Below are 23,626 nucleotides of genomic sequence, written 5' to 3' on the forward strand. Positions count from 1 at the left end.
AATTTCCCGAAAAAGTGCTCTGACCCCGAATTTGGCGAAAAACCTGCTCTGACCCCGAATTTTCAGTATCCTGTCGTCCTCATTTCAAAATCGAAGCACATTACTAATGGCCAATTACGTCTACACCATGAACCGCGTGGGCAAGATCGTCCCACCGAAACGCCAGATCCTGAAGGACATTTCGCTGTCGTTCTTCCCGGGCGCGAAGATCGGCGTGCTGGGCCTGAACGGCTCGGGCAAATCGACCCTGCTGAAGATCATGGCCGGCATCGACACCGACATCCAGGGCGAAGCGCGCCCGATGCCGGGCCTGAACATCGGCTACCTGCCGCAGGAACCGCAGCTCGATCCGGAAAAAACCGTGCGCCAGGAAGTGGAGAGCGGCCTGGGTGAAGCCTTCGAGGCGCAGGCCAAGCTGGAAGCCGTGTACGCGGCCTACGCCGAGGAAGACGCCGATTTCGACGCGCTGGCCAAGGAGCAGGAGCGCCTGGAATCGATCATCGCCGCGTCCGACGGCGGCAACCTGAACCTGCAGCTGGAAATGGCCGCCGACGCGCTGCGCCTGCCGCCGTGGGATGCGAAGATCGGCGTGCTGTCCGGCGGCGAGAAGCGCCGCGTGGCGCTGTGCAAGCTGCTGCTGTCCAAGCCCGACATGCTGCTGCTCGACGAGCCGACCAACCACCTGGACGCCGAATCCGTCGAGTGGCTGGAGCAGTTCCTGCTGCGTTTCCCGGGCACCGTCGTCGGCATCACCCACGACCGCTACTTCCTCGACAACGCCGCCGAATGGATCCTGGAACTGGACCGCGGCCACGGCATCCCCTGGAAGGGCAATTACTCCTCCTGGCTGGAACAGAAGGAAGCCCGCCTGAAGCAGGAAGAAGCAACGGAATCCGCGCGCCAGAAGGCGCTGGCGAAAGAACTGGAATGGGCGCGCCAGAATCCGAAGGCACGCCAGGCCAAGTCGAAGGCGCGTCTCGCCCGCTTCAACGAACTGTCCGAATACGAATACCAGAAGCGCAACGAGACGCAGGAGATCTTCATCCCCGTCGCGGAACGCCTGGGCAACGAAGTCATCGAATTCAAGAACGTCTCGAAAGCGTTCGGCGACCGCCTGCTGATCGACAACCTGTCGTTCACCGTGCCGCCGGGCGCGATCGTCGGCATCATCGGCCCGAACGGCGCCGGTAAGTCGACGCTGTTCCGCATGATCGCGGGCATCGAGCAGCCGGACAGCGGCGAAGTCGTCATCGGCAAGACCGCGAAGGTCTCGCTCGTCGACCAGTCGCGCGACAGCCTCGCCGCGAACAAGACCGTGTTCGAAGACGTCTCCGGCGGCGCCGACATGCTGTCCGTCGGCCGCTTCGAGATGCCGTCGCGCGCGTATCTCGGCCGCTTCAACTTCAAGGGCGCGGACCAGCAGAAACTGGTCGGCAACCTGTCCGGCGGTGAACGCGGCCGCCTGCACCTGGCCAAGACGCTGCTCAAGGGCGGCAACGTGCTGCTGCTGGACGAACCGTCGAACGACCTGGACGTCGAAACCCTGCGCGCGCTGGAAGACGCGCTGCTGGAATTCGCGGGCAGCGTGATGGTCATCTCGCACGACCGCTGGTTCCTCGACCGCATCGCCACCCACATCCTCGCGTTCGAAGGCGAGTCGCAGGTCACCTTCTTCAACGGTAACTACCAGGAGTACGAAGCCGACAAGAAGAAGCGCCTCGGCGAAGAAGGCGCCAAGCCGAAGCGGATCCGCTACAAGCCGCTCACCAGCTAAGCTGCGTCATTCCTCCAGATAGCGCTGGGCATCCAGCGCCGCCATGCACCCGCTGGCGGCGCTGGTGATCGCCTGCCGGTAGATGTGGTCCTGCACGTCGCCGGCCGCGAACACGCCGGGCACGCTCGTGGCGGTCGCCAGGCCGTTGCGTCCCGCGCGCGTCACGATGTACCCGTTCTCCATCTCCAGCTGACCCGCGAAGAGGCCCGTATTCGGCTGGTGGCCGATCGCCACGAACACGCCGTGCACGGGCAGCACGCGGATGCCGCCACGCTCGCCGCGCAGGCGCAGCGTGTGCACGCCGGCCGCGTCGCCCAGCACCTCGTCCAGCGTGTGGTTCCACAGGACGTCCACCTTGCCCTCTTCCACGCGCGCCAGCAGGCGCTCGACAAGAATCGCTTCCGCGCGCAGGTGGTCGCGGCGGTGCACCACCGTCACCCTGGACGCGATGTTCGACAAATACAGCGCCTCATCCACGGCCGTGTTGCCGCCGCCGATCACGGCAACTTCCTTCCCACGATAAAAGAAGCCGTCGCACGTGGCGCAGGCCGAGACGCCGCGGCCCATGAAGGCCTGCTCCGACGGCAGGCCCAGGTAGCGCGCGGATGCGCCCGTCGCGATGATCAGCGCATCGCACGTGTAGTCGCCCTGGTCGCCGGACAGGCGCAGCGGCCGCTCGTGCAAGTGCGCCGTGTGGATGTGGTCGAAGACGATCTGCGTCTCGAAGCGCCGCGCGTGCAATTCGAAGCGGCGCATCAGATCGGGGCCCTGCACGCCGTCCGGGTCGGCGGGCCAGTTTTCGACGTCGGTCGTCGTCATCAGTTGTCCGCCCTGCGCGACGCCGGTGACGAGCAGCGGGTTCAGGTTGGCGCGCGCCGCGTACACGGCGGCGGAATAGCCTGCCGGGCCGGAACCCAGGATCAGGACCTTGGCATGTTTTTTCATGATGTCAGGAGGCGAAGTGGCGGGACAGGTGTTCGGCGAACCGTTCGGGCGGCATGAACCCGATGACGCGACCCTCCGGCACTTCCTTTCCCTGCTTGAAAAGGATGATGCCGGGTGGCCCGAACAGGCCGAATTTCTTCATCAGCGCGCGGTCTTCATCGTTGTTGGCGGTGACGTCGACCTGCAGCAGGCGCACCTGCTTCATCCGCGCTTCCACCTTCGGTTCGGAGAACGTAAAACGCTCCATCTCCTTGCACGACACGCACCAGTCGGCATAAAAATCAAGCATCACGGGCGTGGGGGACGACGCGAGCACCTGATCCAGTTCGGCCAGCGTGCGGATGCGCTCGAACTTCTGTTCCTTGCCCTCCGCCGCGGCGGCGACCTGCGCGCCGCGCAAATGCGCCAGCGGCTGCAGCACGTCCTGGCCGGCGCTGGCGGCGCCCACCAGTTCGAACAAACCGCCCGTCAACAGCACGAGGCCCAGCGTCTTGCCGGCATAGCGGCCCAGTCCCGCACCGGCGGCGATGGGTTCGAACACGCGCAGGAACACGGCGCACAGCACGGCGAACGCGCCCCACAGCAGCATCGCGACGGTGACCGGGAACACCGGCGTCACCATCCAGATCGCGACCGCGAGCAGCAGCAGGCCGAACACGCGCTTGACGTGGTTCATCCACGCGCCGGCGCGCGGCAACAGGCTGCCCGCCGAGACGCCCGTCAGCAGCAGCGGCACGCTCATCCCGGCCGCCATCGAGAACAGCGCCCAGCCGCCCGTCCACACGTTTTTCGTCTGGCTGATGTACAGCAGCGCACCCGCCAGCGGACCGGCCACGCACGGCCCCACGATCAATGCGGACAAGGCGCCCATCACGAACACGCCGGCGAAGCGCCCGCCGCTCATGCTGCCGCTCGTCGTGCTCAAGCGGCTTTGCAGGCTGCTGGGAAGCTGCAGCTGGTAGACGTCGAACATCGACAGCGCCAGCAGCACGAGCAGCGCGCCGAACGTCAGCAGCACCCACGGCTTCTGCAGCGCGCCGGCGAGGCCTTCACCGGCCAGGCCCGCCGCGACGCCGAGCGCCGTGTAGACGAGCGCCATGCCCAGACTGTACGCCAGCGCGAGGATAAAACCTTTACTGCGCGAGACGTTGCCCTCGCCGACGATGATCGACGACAGGATCGGCACCATCGGCAGCACGCATGGCGTGAACGACAGCAGCAGGCCGAACGCGAGGAACGCGAGGCCGATGCGCCAGGCGCTGCCCGATTGCAGCGTGCGCTGGGCGAGCGAGCTGTCGTCTTCGTGCGCGGGCGGCGGAGCGATCACGGCGTCGGCTGCGGCAGGCTTCAATGCACCCGGCGCCGCCGGGTCCACCGCGAACGCGACTTCGGCGGGGGGATAGCACAGGCCCGCATCCGCGCAGCCCTGGTAGCCCACGCGCAGCACGAACGGTGACTTCGCGTCGGCTTTCACCGGCAGGTCGGCCGCGAGCTGCCCCGCATACGTCTCCATCTCCTTGTTGAAATTGCTGTCGAACTTGCGCACGCCGTCCGGCAACGTGGGCTGGCCGACCTGCGGCGCCGTGAACACGAGCCGGTCGCGATACAGGTGGTAGCCGGGCGCGATGGCCCAGGTGACATGAACGATGCCGCCCGCGCGCAGTTCCGCGCTCGGCTTGAACGCCTGTTCGGGCGGCAGGAAGTCGTCGGCGGCAAGCGCCGACCGGCCCAGCGTACTGGCCAGCAGGACCAGCGCGGCCATCCATCGAAAAATCTGCTTCATGATGCGTAATCTCCTGAAATGCTGTGGTGATGCGCTTGTCCCGTGCCGTCGATGGCGAAGTACGCGAGCCCGCTGGCGGCGAGGAAGGACAGGCCGTCGTCCTCTTTCAGCATGGCGATGGTCGACACGCTGCCGCCCAGGACGGCCAGCGGCGCCAGCACGCTCACCGAGCGCCAATGCGACACGGGCATCCCGGTGCGCGGGTTCAATACGTGGCAATAGCGCTTGCCGTCGACGTCGAAAAACCGTTCGTAGTCGCCGCTCGTCGTCAGCGCACCCTGGCTCACGGCGATACTGGCGACGGTGCCATCGGCCTTGCGCGGATCCTGGATGCCGATGCTCCACAGGCGTCCGTCGGGTTGCGGGCCGATGAAGCGCATGTCGCCGCCGAGGTTCACGTAGCCGTGCCGCACGCCCCGTTCCTGCAGCAGCGCGCAGGCGCGGTCGGCCGCGTATTCCTTGCCGAAGCCGCCGAAGTCGATCTCCATGCCGGTGCGCGGCAGGAAGACGGCGCCATCCTCGCGCTGCACGGCCGGCCAGTCCACCAGCGCCAGCAGCGGCGCCAGTTCGCGGGCGTGCGGCACGCGCGGCTGACGAAAATCCCAGGCGCGGCGCAGCACGCCGGACGTGATGTCGAACAGGCCGCCGCTGGCGCGGTACAGGTGATCGGCGTAGTCGAGCAGCTGCGCCGTCTCCTCGTCGCATTCCACGCTGTAGCGGCCGGCCGCGGCGTTGATGCGGCTGACGATGCTGTCGGCGCGGTAGCGCGAATACGTGCGCTCGATGCGCCGCACTTCGGCGATGGCCGCGAGGGCCAGTTCTTCCGCCGCATGCCCATCCGGCGCGGCCAGCCTCACTTCACAACGGCTGGCCATCGCATCGAACGGAAAGCGGACCACCGCGTCTACCATCGCCGCGTCAATCCGACCTGGAAGATGCGGGCGTGCAGCGGCGCGAGGCCCGGACTGCCGTCGTGGAACAAACGCCAGTTGCCACGCTGCTCGTAGCCTTCGACCTTGACGTCGACCGTCCACAGCTTGCCGATCTCGCGCTGGACCTTCAGCCCCGCCGTGACGGCGCCGAAGCCGGACAGGCGCTGGTCCGGCGACGACAGGCGGTTCGGCTCCGCACTCGCGAAGCCGGGCGGGAACGGCGGGCCGAGCGTGCCGTCGTACACGGGGTCGTAATAAAAGTAGGCGGCGCTTTGCGTGTACAAACGCAGTTCCGGCACGATGCTCCAGCCGCCGCCGAGCGGCTGCACGTATTCTCCGGACAGCGTGTGCGCCCGGATGCGGAACGAGTCGCTGTAGTAGCGGTAGGACAGGCGCGACGTGCCACCCGTGCTGTCCACGAAGTGGTTCCAGCGCAGCAGCGCCGTGTTCTGGCGGCGCGAACGGGGCCGGTTATCGAACAACTTATATGGATCGTTGAAATAGCCGTCGCCGTTCGTGCGCGTGAGCGTCAGCTGGCCGATGTCGTTCGGCGTCAGCACGCGCGTCACGCCCGCGAGGATGCTGAGCGTGCGCTTGTGTTCATCGACGACGACGTGGTTCACCGGATCGATGCGGTCGCGACTGCCCGCGATGCCGAACGCCCACGTCGTGTTGTTGTCCTCGCTGGACACGGTGCCGTTCAGCGACAGCGCGCGCGACACGTAGTCGTGCTCCGTCGAATACGCGGCGCCGGCCGTCAGCGTACCGCGCCGGAAGTAGCGCGTGACGGCGATATCGCCGGCCTTGCGCTCGTCCTGCATGTGCGACGCGCCGGAAACGGCCGTGTGGTAGCGCGGCGAGGCGCCGGACACGTCGTCGGCCGTCAGCGTGCCTTCGATGGACCAGTCGCTCGCAACCGGCGCCGTCACCGCGATCGACGGCGAGTGCGCACGGATGCGATCGAGGCCGCTCTGGCGGTCGGCGTAGTCGAGATAGCGCAGGCTGATGCTGCCGCCCTGCGGCGGCTCGTCGGCCAGCGCCTGCACGCCGGGCAGCAACAGCGCGGCCGCGAGCAGCGACGCCGCCAGGTCCTGGGGAGCTTGCTTGGATGTCGTCATGTACGCTCCTCAGTTACACCCGCAGCCGCCGCCGCCCACGCCCGCGCCGCCGGATGCGGCTTCGCGGCTCGTGGTGATGTGGTCTGCGTAACGGGTCTCGAGCTTGTCGCCGCCGAACGTCATCTCCGGCTTGGCCAGCTTGCCTTTTTCCCACGGCTGCACGGTGGCGCATCCGGCTTGCGCCAGCAGCGCCGGCACGATCAAAAGGAAGAAAATGCGCGCCTTCATTGCGCACCTCCCAGGGCCTTCTTGATCACCTGTTCGAGCTCCGCGCGGTCGGCCTCCTTGAAACCCGCGTGCTCGTACAAGACCTTGCCGTCCGGTCCGATCAGGACGCTGCTCGGCATGCCCTTGATGCCGTAGGCGCGCGGCGTGGCGCCGGCCGGGTCGAACGCGATCGCGAATCGGGCCGGCGTCTCGGCGAGGAAGCGGCGCGCGTCGTCCGTCTTCGCGTCGAGGTTCACGCCGACGACCTGCAGCCCGCGCGCGCCATATTTCGCCTGCATCTCGTTCATCCACGGGAAGGACTGGCGGCACGGGCCGCACCACGAGGCCCAGAAATCCACGTACACCAGCTTGCCCTGGTACTTGGCCAGCTGCACCGTGCCATCCTTGCCCGGCAAATCGAACGTTGGCGCCGCGGCGCCCTTGTCGAGTGCGGAAGCGGTCGACGCCTCCAGTGCGGCGGCCAGCACGACCGCCATGCGCAGTACGCGCGTCGTCCGGGCGCCCATCATTTCACCTCCTTCTTGCCGAAACGACGCCATCCCAGCACGCCGAACGACAGCACGACCAGCAGCGCCAGCACCGGATCGTTGCCGTCCTTGATCGAGGAGCAGCCGCCGCCACCGGCGTTCTGCGGCGCCTGCGCGGTCTGCACGTTGCCCTTGCCGGTCAGCGCGACGTTCCACGCGCCGCCGCCGTCGGCCGTCAATGCGAGGCTGCCGGCGGCATCGCCCGCACCGACCGGCGTGAAGCGCACGACGAGGTCGCAGCTCGCGCCCGGCTGCAGGGTGAACGGCACGGCCGCGCAGGCGCCCGTATCCGCCTGCAGCGCGTACGGGCCGGTGAACGTGGCGGCCGTCACGGTGGCCGCGTTGGCGCCGGTATTGGCCAGCGTGATGCGGTGCGTGGGCGAGGTGCCGTTGACGTCGGCCGCGCCGAAGTCAAAGGATTGCGGGTTCACGGTCAGCATCGGCACGGGCACGGCGACGCCAGTGCCTTTGATCTCGACCGTGAACTGGTTGCCCGCGTCCGTCATCAGGACGAGGGTTGCGGCGCGCTGGCCGGCGGCCGTCGGTTTGAAGCCGACGTCGATGGTGCAGCTGCTCGACGCGGCGACGGACACGTTCGTCGCGCAGGTGCCTTTCAACTCGAAATCGGACGCCTGCGCGCCATCCAGCACGAGCGATGCGACCTTCAGCGCGGCCGTGCCGCCGTTCGACAGGGTGATCGTGTGGGTCGCGGCGCTCTTGCCGACCTGCGTATCCGCGAAGGCGACGGGTCCTGCTTCCGACAGCGCCGGTTTCGCCGCCGGGGCCGTGGTACCGGTACCGCTGATCGACACCTGCAGCGGCGCGGCGTTCGACGTGACGGCCAGGGTGGCCGCGGCCGTGCCGGATGCCGCCGGTGCGAAGGCCAGCGTCACGGTGCAGTTGGCGCCGACGTCCAGGGTCGTGCCGCACGTTTTGCTCGCGATGGTGACGGTGGATGCGCCCGAGACCGCGATGCCGTTCAAGGTGAGCGCCACGTTGCCCGTGTTGGCAAGGGTGACAGTCTGCGTCGCGGCCGGCGCCCCGATCGTCTGCGTGCCGAACGCCACGGCCGACGGACTAGCCTTGACGGCCGGTGCGGGCGCGGCGACGGAGCCGGACAATGCCACGGTCACGACGCCGTTCGACGCGTTCGAACCCAGCGACAGGTTGCCGCTGAACGCGCCGTTCGCCGACGAATTCGCGGTCACGGTCACGGTGCAGCTGCCGCCTGCCGGGACGGCCGTCGCAGTCGCGCACGTGCCGCCCAGCGTGAACACGCCCGCGTTGGCGCCGCCGACGGCGATACTGGAGAAGGTCAGCGCGGCCTGGCCCGTATTGTTGACGGTGATGCTCTTCGCGGGCGACGCGACGCTGGCGACGAGGGCGCCGAAGTCGATCGCATTGGCCGACAACGCGACGGTCGCCTGCGCGACGACGTTGCCGGTGCCGGAGAGGGCCACGGTGCTGGAGCCGCCCGTCGCATTGTGCGCGATGACGAGCGATGCGCCGCGTGCGCCGGAGGCGGTGGGTTTGAAGGTGACCTGCACGGTGCAGTTGGCGCCCGCCGCCAGCGACGTGCCGTTGGCGCAGGTGCCGCCGCTGACGGCGTAGTCACCCGCGGCCGCGCCGGACAGGGTCAACGTGCCCACGTTCAGCGCCGCGTTGCCCGTGTTGGACAAGGTGGTGGCGAGCGGCGATGCCGACTGGCCGATGGTGCTGGCCGCAAAGCTCAGCGAGGCCGGATTGACGGCAGCTGCCGGTGCGGCGGTCACGGTCGGGTTGCCGATGAAGGCGGCAAGGTCCGCGATTTCGGCCGTCGTGAATTTGCCGTTGAACAGCGTGCCCATGCCGCCCTTGTTGGCGCTGAAGGCACTCGTGATCACGCTCGGGGTGTTGGCGGCGGCGAGGATGCCGTTGACGTTGGCGGCGGGCGACGGCCCGTGGCACGACGCGCAGGACGTGCCGCCGCTGGTCGGCCCGTTCAGGTACAGGTTCTTGCCGTTCAGTGCATCGGCCGCGTGCGCGGCCGGGACGAACGCGAGCACGGCGAGAACGGTATAAACACTTCTTTGCAGCCCGGTCATAGTGACTCCCAGATTCGTTCAAAGGGCACAGCCACCAAGGGCCAGTGCATTCATCCCGCAGTGCGCCAGCGCGCACCAGCGCCAGTCGCGGCTGCGCTGGTAGAGCAGCGCCAGCGCCAGTCCCGGTGCCAGCACGAGCGCCGCCGCGTGCCAGCCGGCGCCCACGTGCAGCAGCGCGAACGCGGCCGCCGACAAGATCACCGGCACCGGCGCGGACCGGCGGATCAGCCACTCCTGCAAGCCGGCGCGCACCACCCACTCCTCCAGCACGGGCGCCAGCAACAACAGGCGCGCGAGCGCGGCGGCGTCGGGCGCAACGAGCTGGCCAGTGCAGACCAGGTGCTGGGACAGCAGGGCAATGGGTGGCATATCAGGTTGCTACTGCGGAAATCGTCCGGTTAATACCGGCCGTTGTGAAAAGGTTCAGTCCGTTTGAAAAAAAATTCATCGGATGAACAAATGACGACCGCTGCGGTGTCAAAACACCATGTTTGCCACATCCGCCACACGGTTTAATGCGCGGAAATGGATCGTCATCAAAGAGACATCGTGGGTAGAATCGTTGTGGTTGAGACTCTTCAACTCGTGCGCGTTTGCGCCAGATCGACACGGCATGGCTGCGCCGCTTGGCAGACTACGTTCATGACACATTACCGCGACAACCGGGTCCCGGGCGGGACCTTTTTCTTTACGGTGCGCTTGTTGGATCGGGACAGCACCTTACTTACGGACCATTTCTCGGCTTTCGGCGAAGCGATGCGCCAGGCGCGCATCCGCAAACCGTTCCACGTCGATGCCTGGGTCGTGCTGCCGAACCACGCGCACGCCATCTGGACCCTGCCGCCGGGCGACCACGACTGCGCGTCGCGCTGGCGCGCCGTCAAGATCGCCTTTTCCAAGGCCTTGCATAAAGCCTGCCTGCCGGGCGGCGCCAAGGGCAAGGGCGATGGCGGCACGGGCGACGGCACCATCTGGGAACGTCACTATCGCGACTACCGCGTGGGCGACGACGAGGAATACGCAAGCCTCGTCGACTACGTGCACGGCAACCCGATGCGCCACGGCTTTTGCCAGCATCCGGCGGAATGGCCGTGGTCGTCGCTGCACCGTTTTATTTCGGCCGGATTCACGCCGCCCGCGCTGCCGCTGGCGCTGCCGCCGTGGATGCGGCCGGCAGGCCAGCCCGGACACATCGCGCGTCCGTAAAATTCGGGGTCAGAGCACTTTTTGGTGCACGATCTTCACCGCAAGTTCAATTCGGCTGCATGTCGTCGGCAGCGGATCCAACGTCGCGGCTATGGGCTGCGTCAAGGAACTGCTGCGCCGAGGGAAATTGATCGGAAATGTGCTCTGACCCCGAATTTTGCGGGCGAAAAAAAGGCCTGCATGTGCAGGCCTTTCTACCCTGGGAGTGAAGCTGGACGCTTAGAAGCTGTAGCGTGCGCCCACGGTCCAGACGTCGGCCTTGGCGCCGAAATCCTTGCTCTTGCCGTAGCGCTCGTACTCGGCGGTCAGAGCGACCTGCTGGTTCAGGTTGTACTGCACGCCGACCGCGCCGTAGGCACCGGTGTCGGTGTTTTTCAGGTTCAGCGCGGCGGTTTCCAGCTTGCGCTCGCTGTGCTGCAGACCCAGCTTGCCGTACACGGAGAACTGCTCGTTGACCGGATAGTTGTACTTGCCGGCGACATAGTAGCTGTTGCCCTTGGTGTGGCCACTGCCGTTGACGCCGTTGGCGGTGTAGTTGAAATCCGAGTTGCGGAAGTCGGTGTAGCCGGCTTCGACGCCCCAGTTCTGGTCGAATTCATAGCCGCCGAAGATCTTGCCCGAGGCCTTGTAGCCGTCGCTGTCGAAATTCGTCAGGCCGCCGACCGACGAATTCACGTGGTCCGCCGTGGCGATGCCGACGCCGACGTAGGCGCGCGGTTGGGTCTGGGTGGTCTGGGCTTGGGCCGCGCCGACGGCGGCAGTGGTGGCGATCAGTGCAACGATGAGCTTTTTCATGTTACGGATTCCCTTTGCGTTGTTTGACTGGTTCGCGATTCGATCGTGAATCGTGATGTGGTCAAGATAGCACCGCGATTTGGTGAAGTCCGTGCTGAACTCGTAAGACTTGTAATCGAATGTAACTTAATGACCCTAAATTCAGTAGTGTTTTAATGAAAATTGAGCATAGATAACAACGATTTAGCTCACGTAACGAAAAGTTAGATTGAGTCGTGGTCCAACCAGTTGGGCCGTCTTGTTGATGCCGTGCTGCCAGTTGGCCTGCAGGTTCCCGGCCATCAACAGCAGGCTGCCATCCGTCAGGCCCAGCTTGACGGTACGTTTGGTGCGCTTGTGGCGCAGGGTGAACGTACGGGAGGCACCGTAGCTGAGCGAAGCGATGACCGGCTGCGGTCCCAGTTCCGGCTCGTCGTCGCTGTGCATGCCCATGCTGTCCGCGCCGTCGCGGTAGTGATTCAGCAGGACGCTGTTGTAGCGCCGTCCCGTCGCCTGCTCGACCGCGGCGCGCAGTGTTTCCAGCAGCGGCGTCAGCGGCAGCGGGTGCAGGGTCAGGCCGGAATAGGTATAGCTGGCTTCGCCATACCAGGCCGTCAGGCGGGGTTGCAGATAGCGCTTGCCGTACACGACGACAGTGTCGGCACGCCATGGTGTCTCGGCAAGCAAGCGCGCCAGGATCTCGGCATTGCCGATCGGCATAGGAAGTTGGGCCAGCATGGACAACTCGCCATCCTCGATCGGGATGGGGATCAAATCCATGTTTGTGGAAAACAAATCCATTCGACAATATTGCTATGATGAGAAGATCGCACTGACCTTGATATTTTCTCATGAACAAACGCCAATTCCTCGGCGCCGCTGCGGTCGCGGGCGCCCTTCCGATCGCCGGCCACGCGGCGCAACCGTCCGGCCGCGGTCCTGCCCTGCTGACAGTCACCGGAGACATTGCGCACAGCAACCGCGGGCCGCTCGACCCGGCGCTGGACCAGATGATGCACAAGCACCAGGTCACGTTCGCGAAAGCCTGGGCGTTCGATTACGCCAGCCTGCTGGCCCTGCCGCCCGTGACGATCCGCCCGACCCTGGAGTACGACGGCAAGCCGCACACGCTGCGCGGCCCGCTGCTGACGGACGTGCTGGCGCGCACCGGCGCAACGGTGGGCGACAGGACGGTCCTGGTCTTGCGCGCGGTGGATGGCTACAACGTGGAACTGCCGGTCGCGCAAGCGCGTGCGCGGCGCTTCATCGTCGCCACGCATATCGACGGCAATCCGATACCGCTGGGAGGACTTGGGCCGCTATGGGCCGTGTACGACGCCGACCGGGTGGCCGAGATGGCGGCACTGCCGCTGCCGCAGCGCTTTGCCGCCTGCCCGTGGGCGCTGTACCACGTCGAAGTGAAAGCCTGATCAGGCGTAGGCTTCGGCCAGGCTCATCACGCGCGGCGTGATCTTGATGCCGACGTTGCCGAACAGGGTGTCGATCGCGGCCAGGTTGGCCGCGCATTCTTCGGTCTTCCAACCGTTGAACAGGTCGGTGCCGTTCTTCTGGAAATGCATGTCGAGGACTTTGCCCTTGTCCTTGTGGACATAGGGCTGTTGGTAAGTGTTCTCGAAGCCGAGTTCGGCCAGGGCCGTCAGCACGGCCCGTGGCGGATTGTCCGGATCGGTGGCCATGAATACGCCGAACGTCTTGCCCGGCGGCTTCGCTGCCACGTCGACTTCATAAATGCCCGGTGCCTTGGTGACACTCGTACTTTTCAGGAACAGCATGCTGTCGTCCTCCACGCATGACGGCGGCGCCGTCATCCTATAAATTGAAATCAGACACAGCTTATTGCAGTATGGGAACTTTGTCGACGAATGGTTTTCGAGATTTTGCTCTACTGCAACAGCTCAGGCCGACAATAGGCCGATGACGCTGCCCGCAACGAGTGAACCACACGCCAGCATGCCGACGATGAAGCCGATCTCGCGCTTGGCCGGATCGCGGTAATAGCCCAGCGCATACAGAATCCGTCCAACGCACCACAGCAGCCCCCCGGCGGCCGCCCAGCGGTCGCCCAGATAGTGGCCGCACAGCCATAGCGGCGCCAGCACCAGCGGCAGTTGTTCCAGGGTGTTCGCCTGCACCCGTTGCGCGCTCTGGAACGGCAGCGGACCGTCCATCATCGGGGCCGGCACGTTGTACTTGTTCCTGGCCCAGCCGGCCATGACGCCGGTCCAGAAATACACGCCCAGTGCGGCCAGCGTGGCCCATGCGGTCAACACCATGTTTACTCCAACAAAAAAGCCCATCTGTTTGGGCAGACAGGCTTTTTACAGCATGAGGCACAACGGCGCAATCACACCGGTCCAGGTTTTCAGCTTCGGCGGCGGCGCACACCCAGCGCCAGCATACCGGCACCGACCAATGCAAGCGATGCGGGCTCTGGTACGTAGGCGCCATTGACCCGGATCGCCGGCACATTGTAGTAACTTTCGAAACGTCCCAGTGCTTCACCGTCCAGTGAACGGTAGATCCCCTGATCCCAGGATTCGTCACGGTTGTAATAATAAAAATTCTGGTTGGAGTCACCGTCGAACGAGAACTCGATCAGGTAATTCCAGTATTCGTTGATCACGACGTCGGGAACGTTGAAGTCGATCCACGCGAGCCCGTTGGTGGTGACCACCGAACTGCCGGATGCGAGCGTGTCCAGCTTCGAGATGTCGTTGCCCAACGAATCGATCGTGTACACACCCCAACGCAATTCCGTATTGGCCAGGTCCACGTAGACGCCGACGCTCGATATCGTTTCCTGGGTCGTCACCCTGAAGCCGATACCGCGCCCCATGGACCACCCATCATTCGAATGCGTCGAACCGATGTACCCCGTCGGGTCGTTTGGCGGGATAAACGCGATGGGCGTAGCAGCCGCCAAACTGCTTACCAGAAACATCGTGCTCGCTACACCGGCTTTCCAGAATTTGTTAAACATGGATTTACCCTCCCCTCGTGTTTTAGCGCGAGAAGAGACGCAAAATTAATGCCCGAATTTTTTTCGTTTGAAAATACAAGGCATTACGCGACCAGGGAAACATCCCGAGCGCGAATTGTAAATTTCATCGACAAAATACGTGACATGACGTCACATACTATGAGGCTTGCGCCGCGCCAGGCTCCACGTCGCGGTGGCGAGGGCGTCGTACAGCGCTCCCGTCGGACCGTCCCAGGCCGCGACGGCCGCGTGCTGGCGCGCCACCGTGGCCGCATCGCCGCGTGCGATGGGTCCGGACAGCGCCGCTTCCGGCCCCAGCCGCAGCACGTTCGACAGCGTTTCGGTCGCGAGCGGCCGCGCCAGCTCGCGCGCCACATCGGCCGGGATGCCGGCGGCCTCGTAGGCGCGCAGCGCGGCATCCATCACGGTCACCAGGTAGTTCGACGCGAACACGGCGGCCGCGTGATACACGGTCTTGGCGGCGGGGTCGATCCGCACGGGCCGCGCGCCGATCGCCTCGAAGGCGGGCAGCAGGACCGCCAGCGCGGCGGCATCGCCTTCCACGCCGCAGAACGTGCCGTCGAACGCCGCCGCGACCGCGGCCGGATCGGCGAAGCTGCGCACCGGATGCACGCTGGCGACGAGTGCCCCCGCCTGGCGCAACGCATCCAGCGCCGTGGACGCCTTGGCGCCGCTGCAATGAAACACGACGGCGCCCGTCATCGGCGCGGATTGCGCCAGCGCGGCGGCGACACCGGCGATGGCATCGTCCGCCACGGCCAGCATCCACACGTCGGCCGGCCGCAAGGTGCCTTCGCCATCGGCCGGCGTACCGGCGCCGATGAATGCGACGGCGTCGCGCGCGCTGTCATGGCCGCGCGTTTTGACGTCCTGCACGGTGAACACGCCGCGCGCAACAAACAGGCGGCCGAGGGCGCGGCCCACGTGGCCGGCGCCGACGATGTTCAGGGTCGTCATCATGAACGGGACTCGGAAACGGGACTCAGAAACGGGGACTCAGAAACGGGAGCCCGGCTGGCGCAGGAATTCGACTTCTTCCGGCGTCGACGCGCGCCCGAGGATCTCGTTACGGTGCGGGAAGCGGCCGAAGCGCGCGATCACGCCGCGGTGGCGGTGCGCGTAATCGAGCATCTCGTCGAAGCCCGGATGTTCGGCCGCCAGCACGCCGAACAGTTCGACGGCGCGCTCCTGCATGTACGCGTCCTCGGCGTGCTCGAACGGCATGTAGGCGAAGGCGCGCTGCAGCGGGGACAGCTCGCGGTCGGCGCCGCTGTCGACGAGCGCCTTCGCGGCCGCCAGCGCCAGCGCGTCGCCGGCGAACGAGAGCGGCGTGTTGCGGTGGGCGTTGCGGGTGAACTGGTCGAGCACGAGGATGCGCGCGAGGGTGCCCCGCGGTCCCTGCGCATCCCATTCGCGCAGCCCGCCGGCCAGCGCCTGTTCGATGACGGCGCCGAAGCGGTCGCGGATGACGGCATCGAATTCGTCCTTCTTGACGAACCATTCGCGGCGCGGTTTGCCAGCCTCAGGGCTGCCCGGTGCGCCGAACCAGAAATCGAGAACGTCCTGCGGTGTCATTCATATCCCTTCATATCAATTGCGTGCGTGCGAGAGCTGGAAGCCATCCACGCCTTCGAACGTGCACAGTTCGCTGGCCAGCAGCGACAGCGGCGCGCCCGGCTTGCCGGCCAATTCCAGCGCGACGAAATGCCACTCCTGGCAACCCTTCTCGCTGGAGATCGTGAGCGAGCCGCCGGCGATCTCGTAGCCGCGCTCCAGCGCCGCGCGGCGCAGCGTCTCTTCCTGCGGATAGACGCCGGGCTTGAAGTGCAGCGTGACGGCCACCGCATGGCGCGACGGCAGCAGGCCCACGGCCTTGTTCAGGTAGATCATGATCATCGCGGAGAAGAACGCGAGACCCATCGCGGCCATGTAGAACCCGAGGCCCACGAGGATGCCGATCACGGACGACGACCAGATCGACGCCGCCGTCGTCAGGCCGCTGATGTTGAAGCCCGAGCGCATGATGACGCCGGCGCCGAGGAAGCCGATGCCCGTCACGACGCCCTGGATCACGCGCGTGGGATCCACCAGCGCCACGGACGAACCGTGCCCGCCGAACCAGTGGCTCGGATAGCCCGCGACGATCGTCAGCGCGCACGACGCCATGCACACGAGGCCATACGTGCGCATGCCGGCCGCGCGGCCGTGGTACGAACGCTCGTAGCCGACCATGAGGCCCAGCAGCAGCGCGCCCGCCAGGTTCAGCAGGATCAGCGCGTTCGTGGCCAGTTCGGCCTGCGACCAGTACGCGCCGACCAGCTCGGGCAGGGTCAGGGCCAGGTCGTTCGATGCGGGAGCCGTCAAGGCTTTTTCCTGACCAGCTGTTTTTCGAATTCGATGTCGTGCTTGCTGACGCGCTTGACCTCCTGCGGACCGAGGCCGTTGACGAACGCCACGAACTCGTCGAGCTCGAGCGGCGCGCACAGCGGCGGCGCGCCCGGCTTTTCGGACAGGAAGAACAGGCCGTCGCCGGTGCGCGCCATCGAATACGACGTCACGCCGGTGCGCCGCTTGAGCCGGTCGACGGCGGCACTGGCGCGGGTGGAACGTGCTCCTGCCATGTCAGATCTCCTTGGTACGCAGTTCGAGCCAGTCGCGCGCGGCGCCGGTCACGTGCGGCAGCAGGCGCGCGCGCACGCTGCGGTGGTAGTCGTTGAGCCACGCGACCTCGTCGCCGCGCATCAGCGACAGGTCGATGCAGCGCGTGTCGATGGGGCACAGGGTCAAGGTCTCGAAGCCGAGGAATTCCCCGAAGCCCTCGTCAGCGACGCTGCGCGTGAGCACGAGGTTCTCGATGCGGATGCCCCACTGGCCGGGGCGGTAGATGCCCGGCTCGTTCGACGTGATCATGCCCGGTTCCATGGCCGTGTGCGGCTCCGGCGGCGCCGACGGCGAGATCACCTGCGGCCCCTCGTGCACGTTGAGGAAGTAGCCGACGCCGTGGCCGGTGCCGTGGCCGTAATCGATGCCCGCGGCCCAGATCGGGGCGCGCGCCAGCGCATCCAGCATCGGCCCTTTCGTCCCGCGCGGGAAGCGCGCGACGGACAGCGCGATCATCCCTTTCAGCACCAGCGTGAAGTCGCGCTTTTGCGCGCTGGAGGGCGTGCCGACGGGGACGACGCGCGTGATGTCCGTCGTGCCGCCCAGGTACTGGCCGCCTGAGTCGATCAGCAGCAGGCCGTCGCCCTCGATCACGGCGCAGTTGTCTTCGGACGCACGGTAATGCATGATCGCGCCGTTCGCATTGAAGCCGGCGATGGTGCCGAAGCTGGGGCTGACGAAGTGCGGACGGCGCGCGCGGGCCGCCGTGATCCGGTCGTCGATGTGGACTTCGTTCAGCGGCGTGCGGTTCGTATCGGCCAGCGTCTGCTCGAGCCATGCGAAAAATTCGCACAGGGCGGCGCCGTCCTGTTCCATCGTGTCGCGCACGTGGTCCATCTCGGTATCGAGCTTGCGCGATTTCGCCAGGGTCGTCGGATTGATGGCTTCCACCACGCGCACGTGCGCCGGCACCGCGGCGCGCATGCCGGCCGTGATGCGGCGCGGGTCGACCAGCAGCGTGCTGTCGGGCGGCAGCGCCGCCAGCGCCTGCTGCGCCCCCTCGTACGGCGCCACGCGCACGCCATCCTGTTCCAGGCGCGCGCGCAGGCTCGCATCGATCTTGCCGTCGGCGACGAACAACGTGGCACCCATCGCTTCCACGAGCGCGTGCGCGAGGAACACGGGATTGAAGCTGACGTCGGCGCCGCGCAGGTTGAACAGGTAGGCGATGTCGTCGAGCGTGGAGATGAAGTGACGTTCGGCGCCCAGCTTCGCCATCGCGTTGCGCGTCGCATGCAGCTTATCGGCGCGATCGAGCACGGCGAAGGGCGCCACATGTTCGTAGACCGGCTCGGGCGGCAGGTTCGGGCGGTCATCCCAGATCTCGTCCAGCAGGTCGAGGTCCGTGCGCAATTGAATGCCGCGGGCGGCCAGCGCATCGCCCAGCAGGCGCGCGACGGCGAGACCCAGCACGCGCGCATCCACGGCGACCGTCCGGCCTGCGTCGAGGGTGTCGGCCAGCCAGTCGATGTGCAGCAGGCTCGCGCCGGACGGGATCTTCATCAGCCGGACGTCCGTGCCGGCCAGTTCGTTCTCGGCCTGCGTGTAGTAGCGGCCGTCCGTCCACACGCCGGCGAAGTCCTGCGTGGCGATGAACGTGCCGACGGACCCGGTGAACCCGGACAGCCATTCGCGGCCCTTCCAACGGCCGGGCAGGTATTCGGACAGGTGCGGATCGGCGGACGGTACGATGAAAGCATCGACCTGGTGGCGCGCCATCGCGGCGCGCAGCTTCTCGAGGCGCTCGGCGCGCACGCGGGTGGAGTCAGGTGCTGGCATGGTGGCTCGGTTGTCGCGATGTGGTTATCAAGCCGGTATGATACGCCCTCTGAAGCATACCGCCGACCCGCGCCGCCGGAAATCGCGCGCAAGCGCAAACTGACGGATAATCGCACACCCAGGGATCAATCCGATCCTGCAACCGACCCTGAAATATCATGCAAGACTTTCACTACACCCGCGCCCGCGCCCTGCTGGCCAATGCCGAGGAAATCGTCAGCGCGGACACCGTCCAGGCGGCCGTACGCAACGTCGCCGAGGTGCTGAACCAGCGTTTCGACAATGACGACACGGGGGAATTTCCCCTGGTGCTGGGTGTCATGGGCGGCGCGGTGGTGTTCACCGGCAACCTGCTCCCGCAACTCACGTTCCCGCTCGAATTCGACTACATCCACGTCACCCGTTACGGCGACCTGGACCGTGGTGGCGAAGTCGTGTGGAAAGTCATCCCGCGCCAGGACGTCACGGGCCGCACGATCATCATTGTCGACGACATCCTCGACGAAGGCGAGACGCTGGCCCACGTGAAGCAGCGCCTGCTGGACATGGGCGCGGCCGAGGTGATCCTGGCCGTGTTTGCGGACAAGGAACTCGGTAAAGTGAAACCGGTGCAGGCGGACATCGTCGGCCTGACGGTGCCGAACCAGTTCGTCGTCGGCTTCGGCATGGATGCGCATGGGTATTGGCGCAATTTGCCGGGGTTGTGGGTGATTCGGGATGCGGACAAGGTGCTGGGCTAAGCGCCCGCCCCGTCGTTCCCGCGAAAGCGGGAACCCATACTGAGTTTCCGAAGTCGAAAAAGCTGCGTACTTCGGTACTTCAGCATGGATCCCCGCTTTCGCGGGGATGACGTGATCAGGCCTTCAGGCCCAGCCTTTCCCTTGCCGCCTGATACTGCTGCGTCAGGCGCTCCACCATCTCGGCCACGGTCGGCACGTCATCCATCAGCCCGACGCCCTGCCCCGCGCCCCAGATATCGCGCCACGCCTTGGCGCTGCCGGAACCGAAGCTCATCTTGCTCTTGTCCGACACCGGCAGGTTGTCCGGATCGAGCCCGGCCGCCACGATCGATTTTTTCAGGTAGTTGCCGTGCACGCCCGTGAACAGATTCGTGTAGACGACGTCGGCCGCCGTCGATTCCACGATCGCGCTGCGGTAGGCGTCGGTGACGTTCGCTTCGCGCGTGGCCAGCCAGCGCGAGCCGATGTAGGCGACGTCGGCGCCCATCGCCTGCGCGGCGAGGATGGCGTCGCCCGTGGCGATGGAACCCGACAGCGCGATCGGGCCGTCGAAGAATTTGCGCACCTCGCCGACCAGCGCGAACGGCGACAGCGCGCCCGCATGGCCGCCGGCGCCGGCCGCGACGAGGATCAGGCCGTCGACGCCCGCCTCCAGCGCCTTTTCGGCGTGGCGGATCGAGACCACGTCGTGCATGACGATGCCGCCGTAAGCGTGCACGGCGTCCAGCATCTCTTTCGGCGGCGCGCGCAGCGACGAGATAATGATCGGCACCTGGTGCTTCACGCACACGGCCACGTCGTGTTCCAGGCGGTCGTTCGACTGGTGCACGATCTGGTTGACGGCGATCGGACCGACTTTCCTGTCCGGATGCAGTTCCTGGTAATCCGCCAGCTCGCGCTGGAGGTCCGTCAGCCACGTGTCGAGCAGCTCGGCCGGACGCGCGTTCAGCGCCGGAAAGGATCCGACGATGCCCGCCTTGCACTGCGCGGCCACCAGCGCGGGACCGCTGGCGATGAACATCGGCGACGCGATGACGGGGAGGGACAGGTTTTGCAGGACGGGAGGCAGCGCCATGGATTTCTCGCGATAGTTGATCGGACCCGACGATTATGGATTAGAAAAGCACGACCGTGCTAGATTCAAGGCTCTAAATTTGCAGCGCCGGCCTCAATCGAATGGAATCTGTTCTTCGCGCCGGCGGATCTCCGCCCACACGGCGCGCTTGGTGTCGTCGTCGGCGCGGCTCCACGCGACGATCTCGTCGATGGTGCGCAGGCAGCCCTCGCACAAGCCCGTCACGGGCGACATCTTGCACACATTGATGCATGGGGACGGCACGGGCGTCTGTTGTTCCGGCGGAAGACGTGTCTCGTTCATGCCGCGGCCTGTGAAAATTTCGGTATTGTGTCGCGCCACTTGGAGCGCTGACTGGTCAGGGATATAGGACACATGGTGCGCAGATTAACCTACCGGGACGAATCGCGCTTGACCGACGAGCCCACCCGCGTAGACTGGAGCTCTTCCGTTGCGCGTTGCGCTTACCCCATCTGTAAGGTTCGCGCAAGCTTTGCCATCAAGACTGAACCCTCGATCGATGCCTCAGCCACGCGCCGGCGCATTGCCGACACACCCCACAAGGAGTGCCGATGTCCCTGAATCACAAGTTCCTGGCGCAAATGCGCGCTGCGACCCGATCCCTGATGCGCCGCGGCCCGTCCGTTGCCCGCACCGTCATCCGGGAATCCGTCAAGAATGCCACCGCCGTGCAGACCGCGGCGGTCAAAAGCGTGGAATCCGTCACGCCGCCGGCCTCGAATTATCCGACCTACGACGCCTTTTCCGACATGCTGGCCGACCTGTCGCGCCTGGGCCAGAGCGCCAACCCGTTCAATGTGCCGCCGCTGTCGACGGGCGCGGCCGCGATCGGCCTGCCCGGCCATTTCATCGACGCCAGTTATACGAACGACGCGGGCACCCGCGACTACAAACTGTATATCCCGAGCACGTATGCCGGACAGCCGGCGCCGCTGCTCGTGATGCTGCACGGCTGCTCGCAGCATCCCGACGACTTCGCGCTCGGCACGGGCATGAACGCGCTGGCCGAGGAATACGGCTGCCTCGTCGCCTATCCGGCCCAGTCGCAGCAGGCCAACGCGACGCGCTGCTGGAACTGGTTCAGCGCCGCGGACCAGCAGCGCGGCCAGGGCGAGCCGGCTATCATCGCCGGGCTCACGCAGGACATCATGGCGCGCTACGTGATCGATCCGAAACACGTCTACGTCGCGGGCCTGTCCGCGGGGGGCGCGATGGCCGCCATCATGGGCACGCTGTATCCGGACCTGTACGCGGCCGTCGGTGTCCACTCCGGCCTGCCGTTCGCGGCGGCGCACGACCTGCCGTCGGCGATGGCCGCGATGAAAGGCGATTTCCGCACCGGCCACAAGCCGGGTAAATCGTTGCCGATCATCGTGTTCCACGGCGACCGCGACACGACCGTGCATCCGGCCAACGGCCACGAACTGATCAACCAGCGCCGGCGCCATCCATCGGAAGACGTTGTCGTCGAACCCGGCAACGTGCCGGATGGCCACGCCTATACGCGCACCGTGCACCGCCGGCCCGACGGCAGCATCCACGCGGAACACTGGGAGATCCACGGTTCCGGCCACGCCTGGTCGGGCGGCGATACGCGCGGCAGCTATACGGATGGCAAAGGCCCGAATGCGAGCCGCGAAATGATGCGGTTCTTCCGGACGGCGCGCTGACGCTTACGTGCCCGGCGCCTTGTCAGTCTGTTGCGCGATATGCTGTTCGAGGCAGGCCGGACACCAGCATCCGGCCGCTGTGCCGGGCACCGGCAGAGGGACCACGGGCGGCAGCTTCGTGCACCAGCACGGTGCGCCATCAGTACCATCCGCCATCGCGCAACCGAATTCGGCGCCGCATTGTGAACAAGTGCTCATGCAAAGGTGACATCGTGTATCCAGATGTAATGCACCTTAACGGCCGGTGCCAGAAAATACAACATAGAACTTCTATAATGGCCACTGCGGTAGGCTATTGCCTGTAAAATCTCGCAAATTCTTTTCCGGACCCCCAATGAACGCAACGCTGACCAATCTGACGGGCGCCGACCAGAACAACGACCTGACTGCGGTCTCGCCGCAGATCAAGGCGCAGATCCTGGCCGAAGCGCTCCCCTACATCCGTAATTTCCACGGCAAGACCATCGTCATCAAATACGGCGGCAACGCGATGACCGACGAGCGCCTGAAACACGGCTTCGCGCGCGACGTCATCCTGCTGAAGCTGGTCGGCATGAACCCGGTCGTGGTGCACGGCGGCGGTCCGCAGATCGACAACGCCCTGAAGAAAATCGGCAAGCAGGGCACCTTCGTGCAAGGCATGCGCATCACCGACGAAGAAACCATGGAAGTGGTGGAGTGGGTGCTGGGCGGCGAAGTCCAGCAGGACATCGTCATGCTGATCAACCACTACGGCGGCCAGGCCGTGGGCCTGACCGGCAAGGACGGCGGCCTGATCCGCGCACGCCGGATGGCCATGCCGGACAAGGAGAAACCGGGCGAGTTCCTCGACATCGGTTTTGTCGGCGAAATCGAAGCGATCAATCCGGCCGTCGTGAAAGCGCTGCAGGACGACGCCTTCATCCCGATCATCTCGCCGATCGGTTTCGGCCAGGACGGCCAGGCCTACAACATCAACGCCGACGTCGTCGCCGGCAAGATCGCGGAAATCCTGAAAGCCGAAAAGCTGATCATGATGACCAATATCGCGGGCGTGCAGGACAAGAGCGGCAACCTGGTGACCGACCTGTCGGCACGCGAGATCGACGAGATGTTCGCGGACGGCACGATTTCCGGCGGCATGCTGCCGAAAATCTCGTCGGCGCTGGACGCCGCGAAGTCGGGCGTGAACACCGTGCACATCATCGATGGCCGCATTGAGCACTCTTTGTTGCTGGAAGTCTTGACCGAACAGGCTTTTGGCACTATGATCCGCTCGCACTGAATTTCTGTGGCGTCTTAATGGCG

27 protein-coding genes are annotated in these 23,626 nt (G+C 65.8%); 6 read left to right on the forward strand and 21 right to left on the reverse strand.

Features of this window, described 5'->3' with window-relative positions:
* The first annotated feature begins 106 nt into the window (after positions 1–106).
* Positions 107–1,774, forward strand: a complete 1,668-nt coding sequence (ettA, locus tag ACEN9H_RS30020; protein WP_056133951.1) for an energy-dependent translational throttle protein EttA — start codon at positions 107–109, stop codon at positions 1,772–1,774.
* Between the two features lie 6 nt (positions 1,775–1,780).
* Here the strand turns inward: ettA and trxB are convergent, their stop codons facing one another.
* The 8 genes from trxB to mrtJ are packed head-to-tail and all read right to left on the reverse strand — an operon-like array spanning position 1,781 to position 9,760.
* Positions 1,781–2,719 carry a thioredoxin-disulfide reductase gene (gene trxB / locus ACEN9H_RS30025; RefSeq protein ID WP_413673102.1) on the reverse strand — a complete coding sequence of 313 codons (939 nt, stop codon included), beginning with the start codon at positions 2,717–2,719 and terminating at the stop codon, positions 1,781–1,783.
* A 4-nt stretch (positions 2,720–2,723) separates the two neighbouring features.
* A complete protein-coding gene (gene dsbD / locus ACEN9H_RS30030; protein ID WP_413673103.1) occupies positions 2,724–4,502 on the reverse strand; it encodes a protein-disulfide reductase DsbD in 1,779 nt (592 codons plus the stop codon).
* The gene (locus tag ACEN9H_RS30035) at positions 4,499–5,413 is read right to left on the reverse strand and encodes an FAD:protein FMN transferase (protein WP_413673104.1); all 915 of its coding nucleotides are present in this window, start codon (positions 5,411–5,413) and stop codon (positions 4,499–4,501) included. Before ACEN9H_RS30035 ends, dsbD begins: the two co-directional genes overlap by 4 nt.
* Positions 5,407–6,552 carry a DUF3570 domain-containing protein gene (locus tag ACEN9H_RS30040; RefSeq protein WP_413673105.1) on the reverse strand — a complete coding sequence of 382 codons (1,146 nt, stop codon included), beginning with the start codon at positions 6,550–6,552 and terminating at the stop codon, positions 5,407–5,409. Before ACEN9H_RS30040 ends, ACEN9H_RS30035 begins: the two co-directional genes overlap by 7 nt.
* Positions 6,553–6,561: 9 nt before the next feature.
* Positions 6,562–6,780, reverse strand: a complete 219-nt coding sequence (locus ACEN9H_RS30045) for a DUF4266 domain-containing protein (protein ID WP_056133937.1) — start codon at positions 6,778–6,780, stop codon at positions 6,562–6,564.
* The gene (locus ACEN9H_RS30050; protein WP_056133934.1) at positions 6,777–7,289 is read right to left on the reverse strand and encodes a TlpA family protein disulfide reductase; all 513 of its coding nucleotides are present in this window, start codon (positions 7,287–7,289) and stop codon (positions 6,777–6,779) included. The genes ACEN9H_RS30045 and ACEN9H_RS30050 overlap by 4 nt, the downstream gene beginning before the upstream one ends.
* Positions 7,286–9,391 carry a choice-of-anchor D domain-containing protein gene (locus tag ACEN9H_RS30055; protein ID WP_413673106.1) on the reverse strand — a complete coding sequence of 702 codons (2,106 nt, stop codon included), beginning with the start codon at positions 9,389–9,391 and terminating at the stop codon, positions 7,286–7,288. Before ACEN9H_RS30055 ends, ACEN9H_RS30050 begins: the two co-directional genes overlap by 4 nt.
* Before the next feature lie 18 nt (positions 9,392–9,409).
* Positions 9,410–9,760, reverse strand: coding sequence for a JDVT-CTERM system glutamic-type intramembrane protease MrtJ (mrtJ, locus tag ACEN9H_RS30060; RefSeq protein ID WP_056133929.1), 351 nt, complete (start codon positions 9,758–9,760; stop codon positions 9,410–9,412).
* Positions 9,761–10,033: 273 nt separating this feature from the next.
* On the opposite strand from mrtJ, the gene ACEN9H_RS30065 reads away from it, so the two are divergent.
* On the forward strand, positions 10,034–10,597 hold the full coding sequence (locus ACEN9H_RS30065) for an REP-associated tyrosine transposase (RefSeq protein ID WP_056133926.1): 564 nt from the start codon (positions 10,034–10,036) through the stop codon (positions 10,595–10,597).
* Positions 10,598–10,816: 219 nt separating this feature from the next.
* Here ACEN9H_RS30065 and ACEN9H_RS30070 read toward each other — a convergent pair whose 3' ends face one another.
* A complete protein-coding gene (locus ACEN9H_RS30070) occupies positions 10,817–11,392 on the reverse strand; it encodes a porin family protein (protein ID WP_056133924.1) in 576 nt (191 codons plus the stop codon).
* Positions 11,393–11,575: 183 nt separating this feature from the next.
* A complete protein-coding gene (locus ACEN9H_RS30075) occupies positions 11,576–12,151 on the reverse strand; it encodes an alpha-ketoglutarate-dependent dioxygenase AlkB family protein (protein ID WP_413673107.1) in 576 nt (191 codons plus the stop codon).
* A gap of 71 nt (positions 12,152–12,222) precedes the next feature.
* On the opposite strand from ACEN9H_RS30075, the gene ACEN9H_RS30080 reads away from it, so the two are divergent.
* Complete coding sequence (locus tag ACEN9H_RS30080) at positions 12,223–12,801, forward strand: molybdopterin-dependent oxidoreductase (RefSeq protein ID WP_413673108.1); 579 nt, start codon at positions 12,223–12,225, stop codon at positions 12,799–12,801.
* On the opposite strand, the gene ACEN9H_RS30085 is transcribed toward ACEN9H_RS30080, so the two are convergent.
* The 8 genes from ACEN9H_RS30085 to ACEN9H_RS30120 form a co-directional block, all read right to left on the reverse strand.
* Complete coding sequence (locus tag ACEN9H_RS30085; RefSeq protein WP_371764124.1) at positions 12,802–13,164, reverse strand: hypothetical protein; 363 nt, start codon at positions 13,162–13,164, stop codon at positions 12,802–12,804.
* A gap of 123 nt (positions 13,165–13,287) precedes the next feature.
* Positions 13,288–13,665 carry an MAPEG family protein gene (locus ACEN9H_RS30090; RefSeq protein WP_413673109.1) on the reverse strand — a complete coding sequence of 126 codons (378 nt, stop codon included), beginning with the start codon at positions 13,663–13,665 and terminating at the stop codon, positions 13,288–13,290.
* Positions 13,666–13,754: 89 nt separating this feature from the next.
* Positions 13,755–14,372 carry a PEP-CTERM sorting domain-containing protein gene (locus ACEN9H_RS30095; RefSeq protein ID WP_413673110.1) on the reverse strand — a complete coding sequence of 206 codons (618 nt, stop codon included), beginning with the start codon at positions 14,370–14,372 and terminating at the stop codon, positions 13,755–13,757.
* A gap of 150 nt (positions 14,373–14,522) precedes the next feature.
* A complete protein-coding gene (locus ACEN9H_RS30100) occupies positions 14,523–15,353 on the reverse strand; it encodes a Rossmann-like and DUF2520 domain-containing protein (protein ID WP_413673111.1) in 831 nt (276 codons plus the stop codon).
* Positions 15,354–15,389: 36 nt separating this feature from the next.
* Positions 15,390–15,968 carry a DUF924 family protein gene (locus ACEN9H_RS30105; protein WP_413673112.1) on the reverse strand — a complete coding sequence of 193 codons (579 nt, stop codon included), beginning with the start codon at positions 15,966–15,968 and terminating at the stop codon, positions 15,390–15,392.
* Positions 15,969–15,983: 15 nt separating this feature from the next.
* On the reverse strand, positions 15,984–16,757 hold the full coding sequence (locus ACEN9H_RS30110; protein ID WP_371764119.1) for an MgtC/SapB family protein: 774 nt from the start codon (positions 16,755–16,757) through the stop codon (positions 15,984–15,986).
* Positions 16,754–17,014 carry a hypothetical protein gene (locus ACEN9H_RS30115; protein ID WP_413673113.1) on the reverse strand — a complete coding sequence of 87 codons (261 nt, stop codon included), beginning with the start codon at positions 17,012–17,014 and terminating at the stop codon, positions 16,754–16,756. The genes ACEN9H_RS30110 and ACEN9H_RS30115 overlap by 4 nt, the downstream gene beginning before the upstream one ends.
* 1 nt (position 17,015) lies before the next feature.
* Positions 17,016–18,833, reverse strand: coding sequence for an aminopeptidase P family protein (locus ACEN9H_RS30120; RefSeq protein ID WP_413673114.1), 1,818 nt, complete (start codon positions 18,831–18,833; stop codon positions 17,016–17,018).
* 158 nt (positions 18,834–18,991) lie between these two features.
* Between ACEN9H_RS30120 and ACEN9H_RS30125 the strand changes: the two genes are divergently transcribed.
* The gene (locus ACEN9H_RS30125) at positions 18,992–19,573 is read left to right on the forward strand and encodes a hypoxanthine-guanine phosphoribosyltransferase (protein WP_056133895.1); all 582 of its coding nucleotides are present in this window, start codon (positions 18,992–18,994) and stop codon (positions 19,571–19,573) included.
* A 115-nt stretch (positions 19,574–19,688) separates the two neighbouring features.
* Here ACEN9H_RS30125 and ACEN9H_RS30130 read toward each other — a convergent pair whose 3' ends face one another.
* Complete coding sequence (locus ACEN9H_RS30130; protein WP_056133893.1) at positions 19,689–20,648, reverse strand: NAD(P)H-dependent flavin oxidoreductase; 960 nt, start codon at positions 20,646–20,648, stop codon at positions 19,689–19,691.
* A 93-nt stretch (positions 20,649–20,741) separates the two neighbouring features.
* Positions 20,742–20,951 carry a DUF1289 domain-containing protein gene (locus ACEN9H_RS30135; protein WP_056133890.1) on the reverse strand — a complete coding sequence of 70 codons (210 nt, stop codon included), beginning with the start codon at positions 20,949–20,951 and terminating at the stop codon, positions 20,742–20,744.
* Between the two features lie 269 nt (positions 20,952–21,220).
* Between ACEN9H_RS30135 and ACEN9H_RS30140 the strand changes: the two genes are divergently transcribed.
* Complete coding sequence (locus ACEN9H_RS30140; RefSeq protein WP_056133886.1) at positions 21,221–22,339, forward strand: alpha/beta hydrolase family esterase; 1,119 nt, start codon at positions 21,221–21,223, stop codon at positions 22,337–22,339.
* Between the two features lie 3 nt (positions 22,340–22,342).
* On the opposite strand, the gene ACEN9H_RS30145 is transcribed toward ACEN9H_RS30140, so the two are convergent.
* Positions 22,343–22,537 (reverse strand): cysteine-rich CWC family protein, encoded by a 195-nt coding sequence (locus tag ACEN9H_RS30145; protein ID WP_082577624.1) that lies wholly within the window; start codon positions 22,535–22,537, stop codon positions 22,343–22,345.
* Positions 22,538–22,673: 136 nt separating this feature from the next.
* Here ACEN9H_RS30145 and argB point away from each other — a divergent pair, with 136 nt between their 5' ends.
* Positions 22,674–23,603, forward strand: coding sequence for an acetylglutamate kinase (argB, locus tag ACEN9H_RS30150; RefSeq protein ID WP_156403982.1), 930 nt, complete (start codon positions 22,674–22,676; stop codon positions 23,601–23,603).
* Positions 23,604–23,626 lie beyond the last annotated feature (23 nt).

The sequence above is a fragment of the Massilia cellulosiltytica genome, assembly GCF_047325105.1.
GTDB classification, from domain to species: domain Bacteria; phylum Pseudomonadota; class Gammaproteobacteria; order Burkholderiales; family Burkholderiaceae_D; genus Telluria; species Telluria orientalis.

Coding starts and splice junctions, on each gene's coding strand:
- ACEN9H_RS30080 (WP_413673108.1), top strand. CDS start 12,223: ATGAACAAACGCCAATTCCTCGGCGCCGCTGCGGTCGCGGGCGCCCTT.
- ACEN9H_RS30045 (WP_056133937.1), bottom strand. CDS start 6,780: ATGAAGGCGCGCATTTTCTTCCTTTTGATCGTGCCGGCGCTGCTGGCG.
- ACEN9H_RS30035 (WP_413673104.1), bottom strand. CDS start 5,413: ATGGTAGACGCGGTGGTCCGCTTTCCGTTCGATGCGATGGCCAGCCGT.
- ACEN9H_RS30105 (WP_413673112.1), bottom strand. CDS start 15,968: ATGACACCGCAGGACGTTCTCGATTTCTGGTTCGGCGCACCGGGCAGC.
- ACEN9H_RS30120 (WP_413673114.1), bottom strand. CDS start 18,833: ATGCCAGCACCTGACTCCACCCGCGTGCGCGCCGAGCGCCTCGAGAAG.
- ACEN9H_RS30100 (WP_413673111.1), bottom strand. CDS start 15,353: ATGATGACGACCCTGAACATCGTCGGCGCCGGCCACGTGGGCCGCGCC.
- ACEN9H_RS30075 (WP_413673107.1), bottom strand. CDS start 12,151: ATGGATTTGATCCCCATCCCGATCGAGGATGGCGAGTTGTCCATGCTG.
- ACEN9H_RS30115 (WP_413673113.1), bottom strand. CDS start 17,014: ATGGCAGGAGCACGTTCCACCCGCGCCAGTGCCGCCGTCGACCGGCTC.
- argB (WP_156403982.1), top strand. CDS start 22,674: ATGAACGCAACGCTGACCAATCTGACGGGCGCCGACCAGAACAACGAC.
- mrtJ (WP_056133929.1), bottom strand. CDS start 9,760: ATGCCACCCATTGCCCTGCTGTCCCAGCACCTGGTCTGCACTGGCCAG.
- ACEN9H_RS30130 (WP_056133893.1), bottom strand. CDS start 20,648: ATGGCGCTGCCTCCCGTCCTGCAAAACCTGTCCCTCCCCGTCATCGCG.
- ettA (WP_056133951.1), top strand. CDS start 107: ATGGCCAATTACGTCTACACCATGAACCGCGTGGGCAAGATCGTCCCA.
- ACEN9H_RS30040 (WP_413673105.1), bottom strand. CDS start 6,552: ATGACGACATCCAAGCAAGCTCCCCAGGACCTGGCGGCGTCGCTGCTC.
- trxB (WP_413673102.1), bottom strand. CDS start 2,719: ATGAAAAAACATGCCAAGGTCCTGATCCTGGGTTCCGGCCCGGCAGGC.
- ACEN9H_RS30090 (WP_413673109.1), bottom strand. CDS start 13,665: ATGGTGTTGACCGCATGGGCCACGCTGGCCGCACTGGGCGTGTATTTC.
- ACEN9H_RS30055 (WP_413673106.1), bottom strand. CDS start 9,391: ATGACCGGGCTGCAAAGAAGTGTTTATACCGTTCTCGCCGTGCTCGCG.
- ACEN9H_RS30145 (WP_082577624.1), bottom strand. CDS start 22,537: ATGAGCACTTGTTCACAATGCGGCGCCGAATTCGGTTGCGCGATGGCG.
- ACEN9H_RS30085 (WP_371764124.1), bottom strand. CDS start 13,164: ATGCTGTTCCTGAAAAGTACGAGTGTCACCAAGGCACCGGGCATTTAT.
- ACEN9H_RS30050 (WP_056133934.1), bottom strand. CDS start 7,289: ATGATGGGCGCCCGGACGACGCGCGTACTGCGCATGGCGGTCGTGCTG.
- ACEN9H_RS30135 (WP_056133890.1), bottom strand. CDS start 20,951: ATGAACGAGACACGTCTTCCGCCGGAACAACAGACGCCCGTGCCGTCC.
- ACEN9H_RS30070 (WP_056133924.1), bottom strand. CDS start 11,392: ATGAAAAAGCTCATCGTTGCACTGATCGCCACCACTGCCGCCGTCGGC.
- ACEN9H_RS30095 (WP_413673110.1), bottom strand. CDS start 14,372: ATGTTTAACAAATTCTGGAAAGCCGGTGTAGCGAGCACGATGTTTCTG.
- ACEN9H_RS30140 (WP_056133886.1), top strand. CDS start 21,221: ATGTCCCTGAATCACAAGTTCCTGGCGCAAATGCGCGCTGCGACCCGA.
- dsbD (WP_413673103.1), bottom strand. CDS start 4,502: ATGAAGCAGATTTTTCGATGGATGGCCGCGCTGGTCCTGCTGGCCAGT.
- ACEN9H_RS30065 (WP_056133926.1), top strand. CDS start 10,034: ATGACACATTACCGCGACAACCGGGTCCCGGGCGGGACCTTTTTCTTT.
- ACEN9H_RS30125 (WP_056133895.1), top strand. CDS start 18,992: ATGCAAGACTTTCACTACACCCGCGCCCGCGCCCTGCTGGCCAATGCC.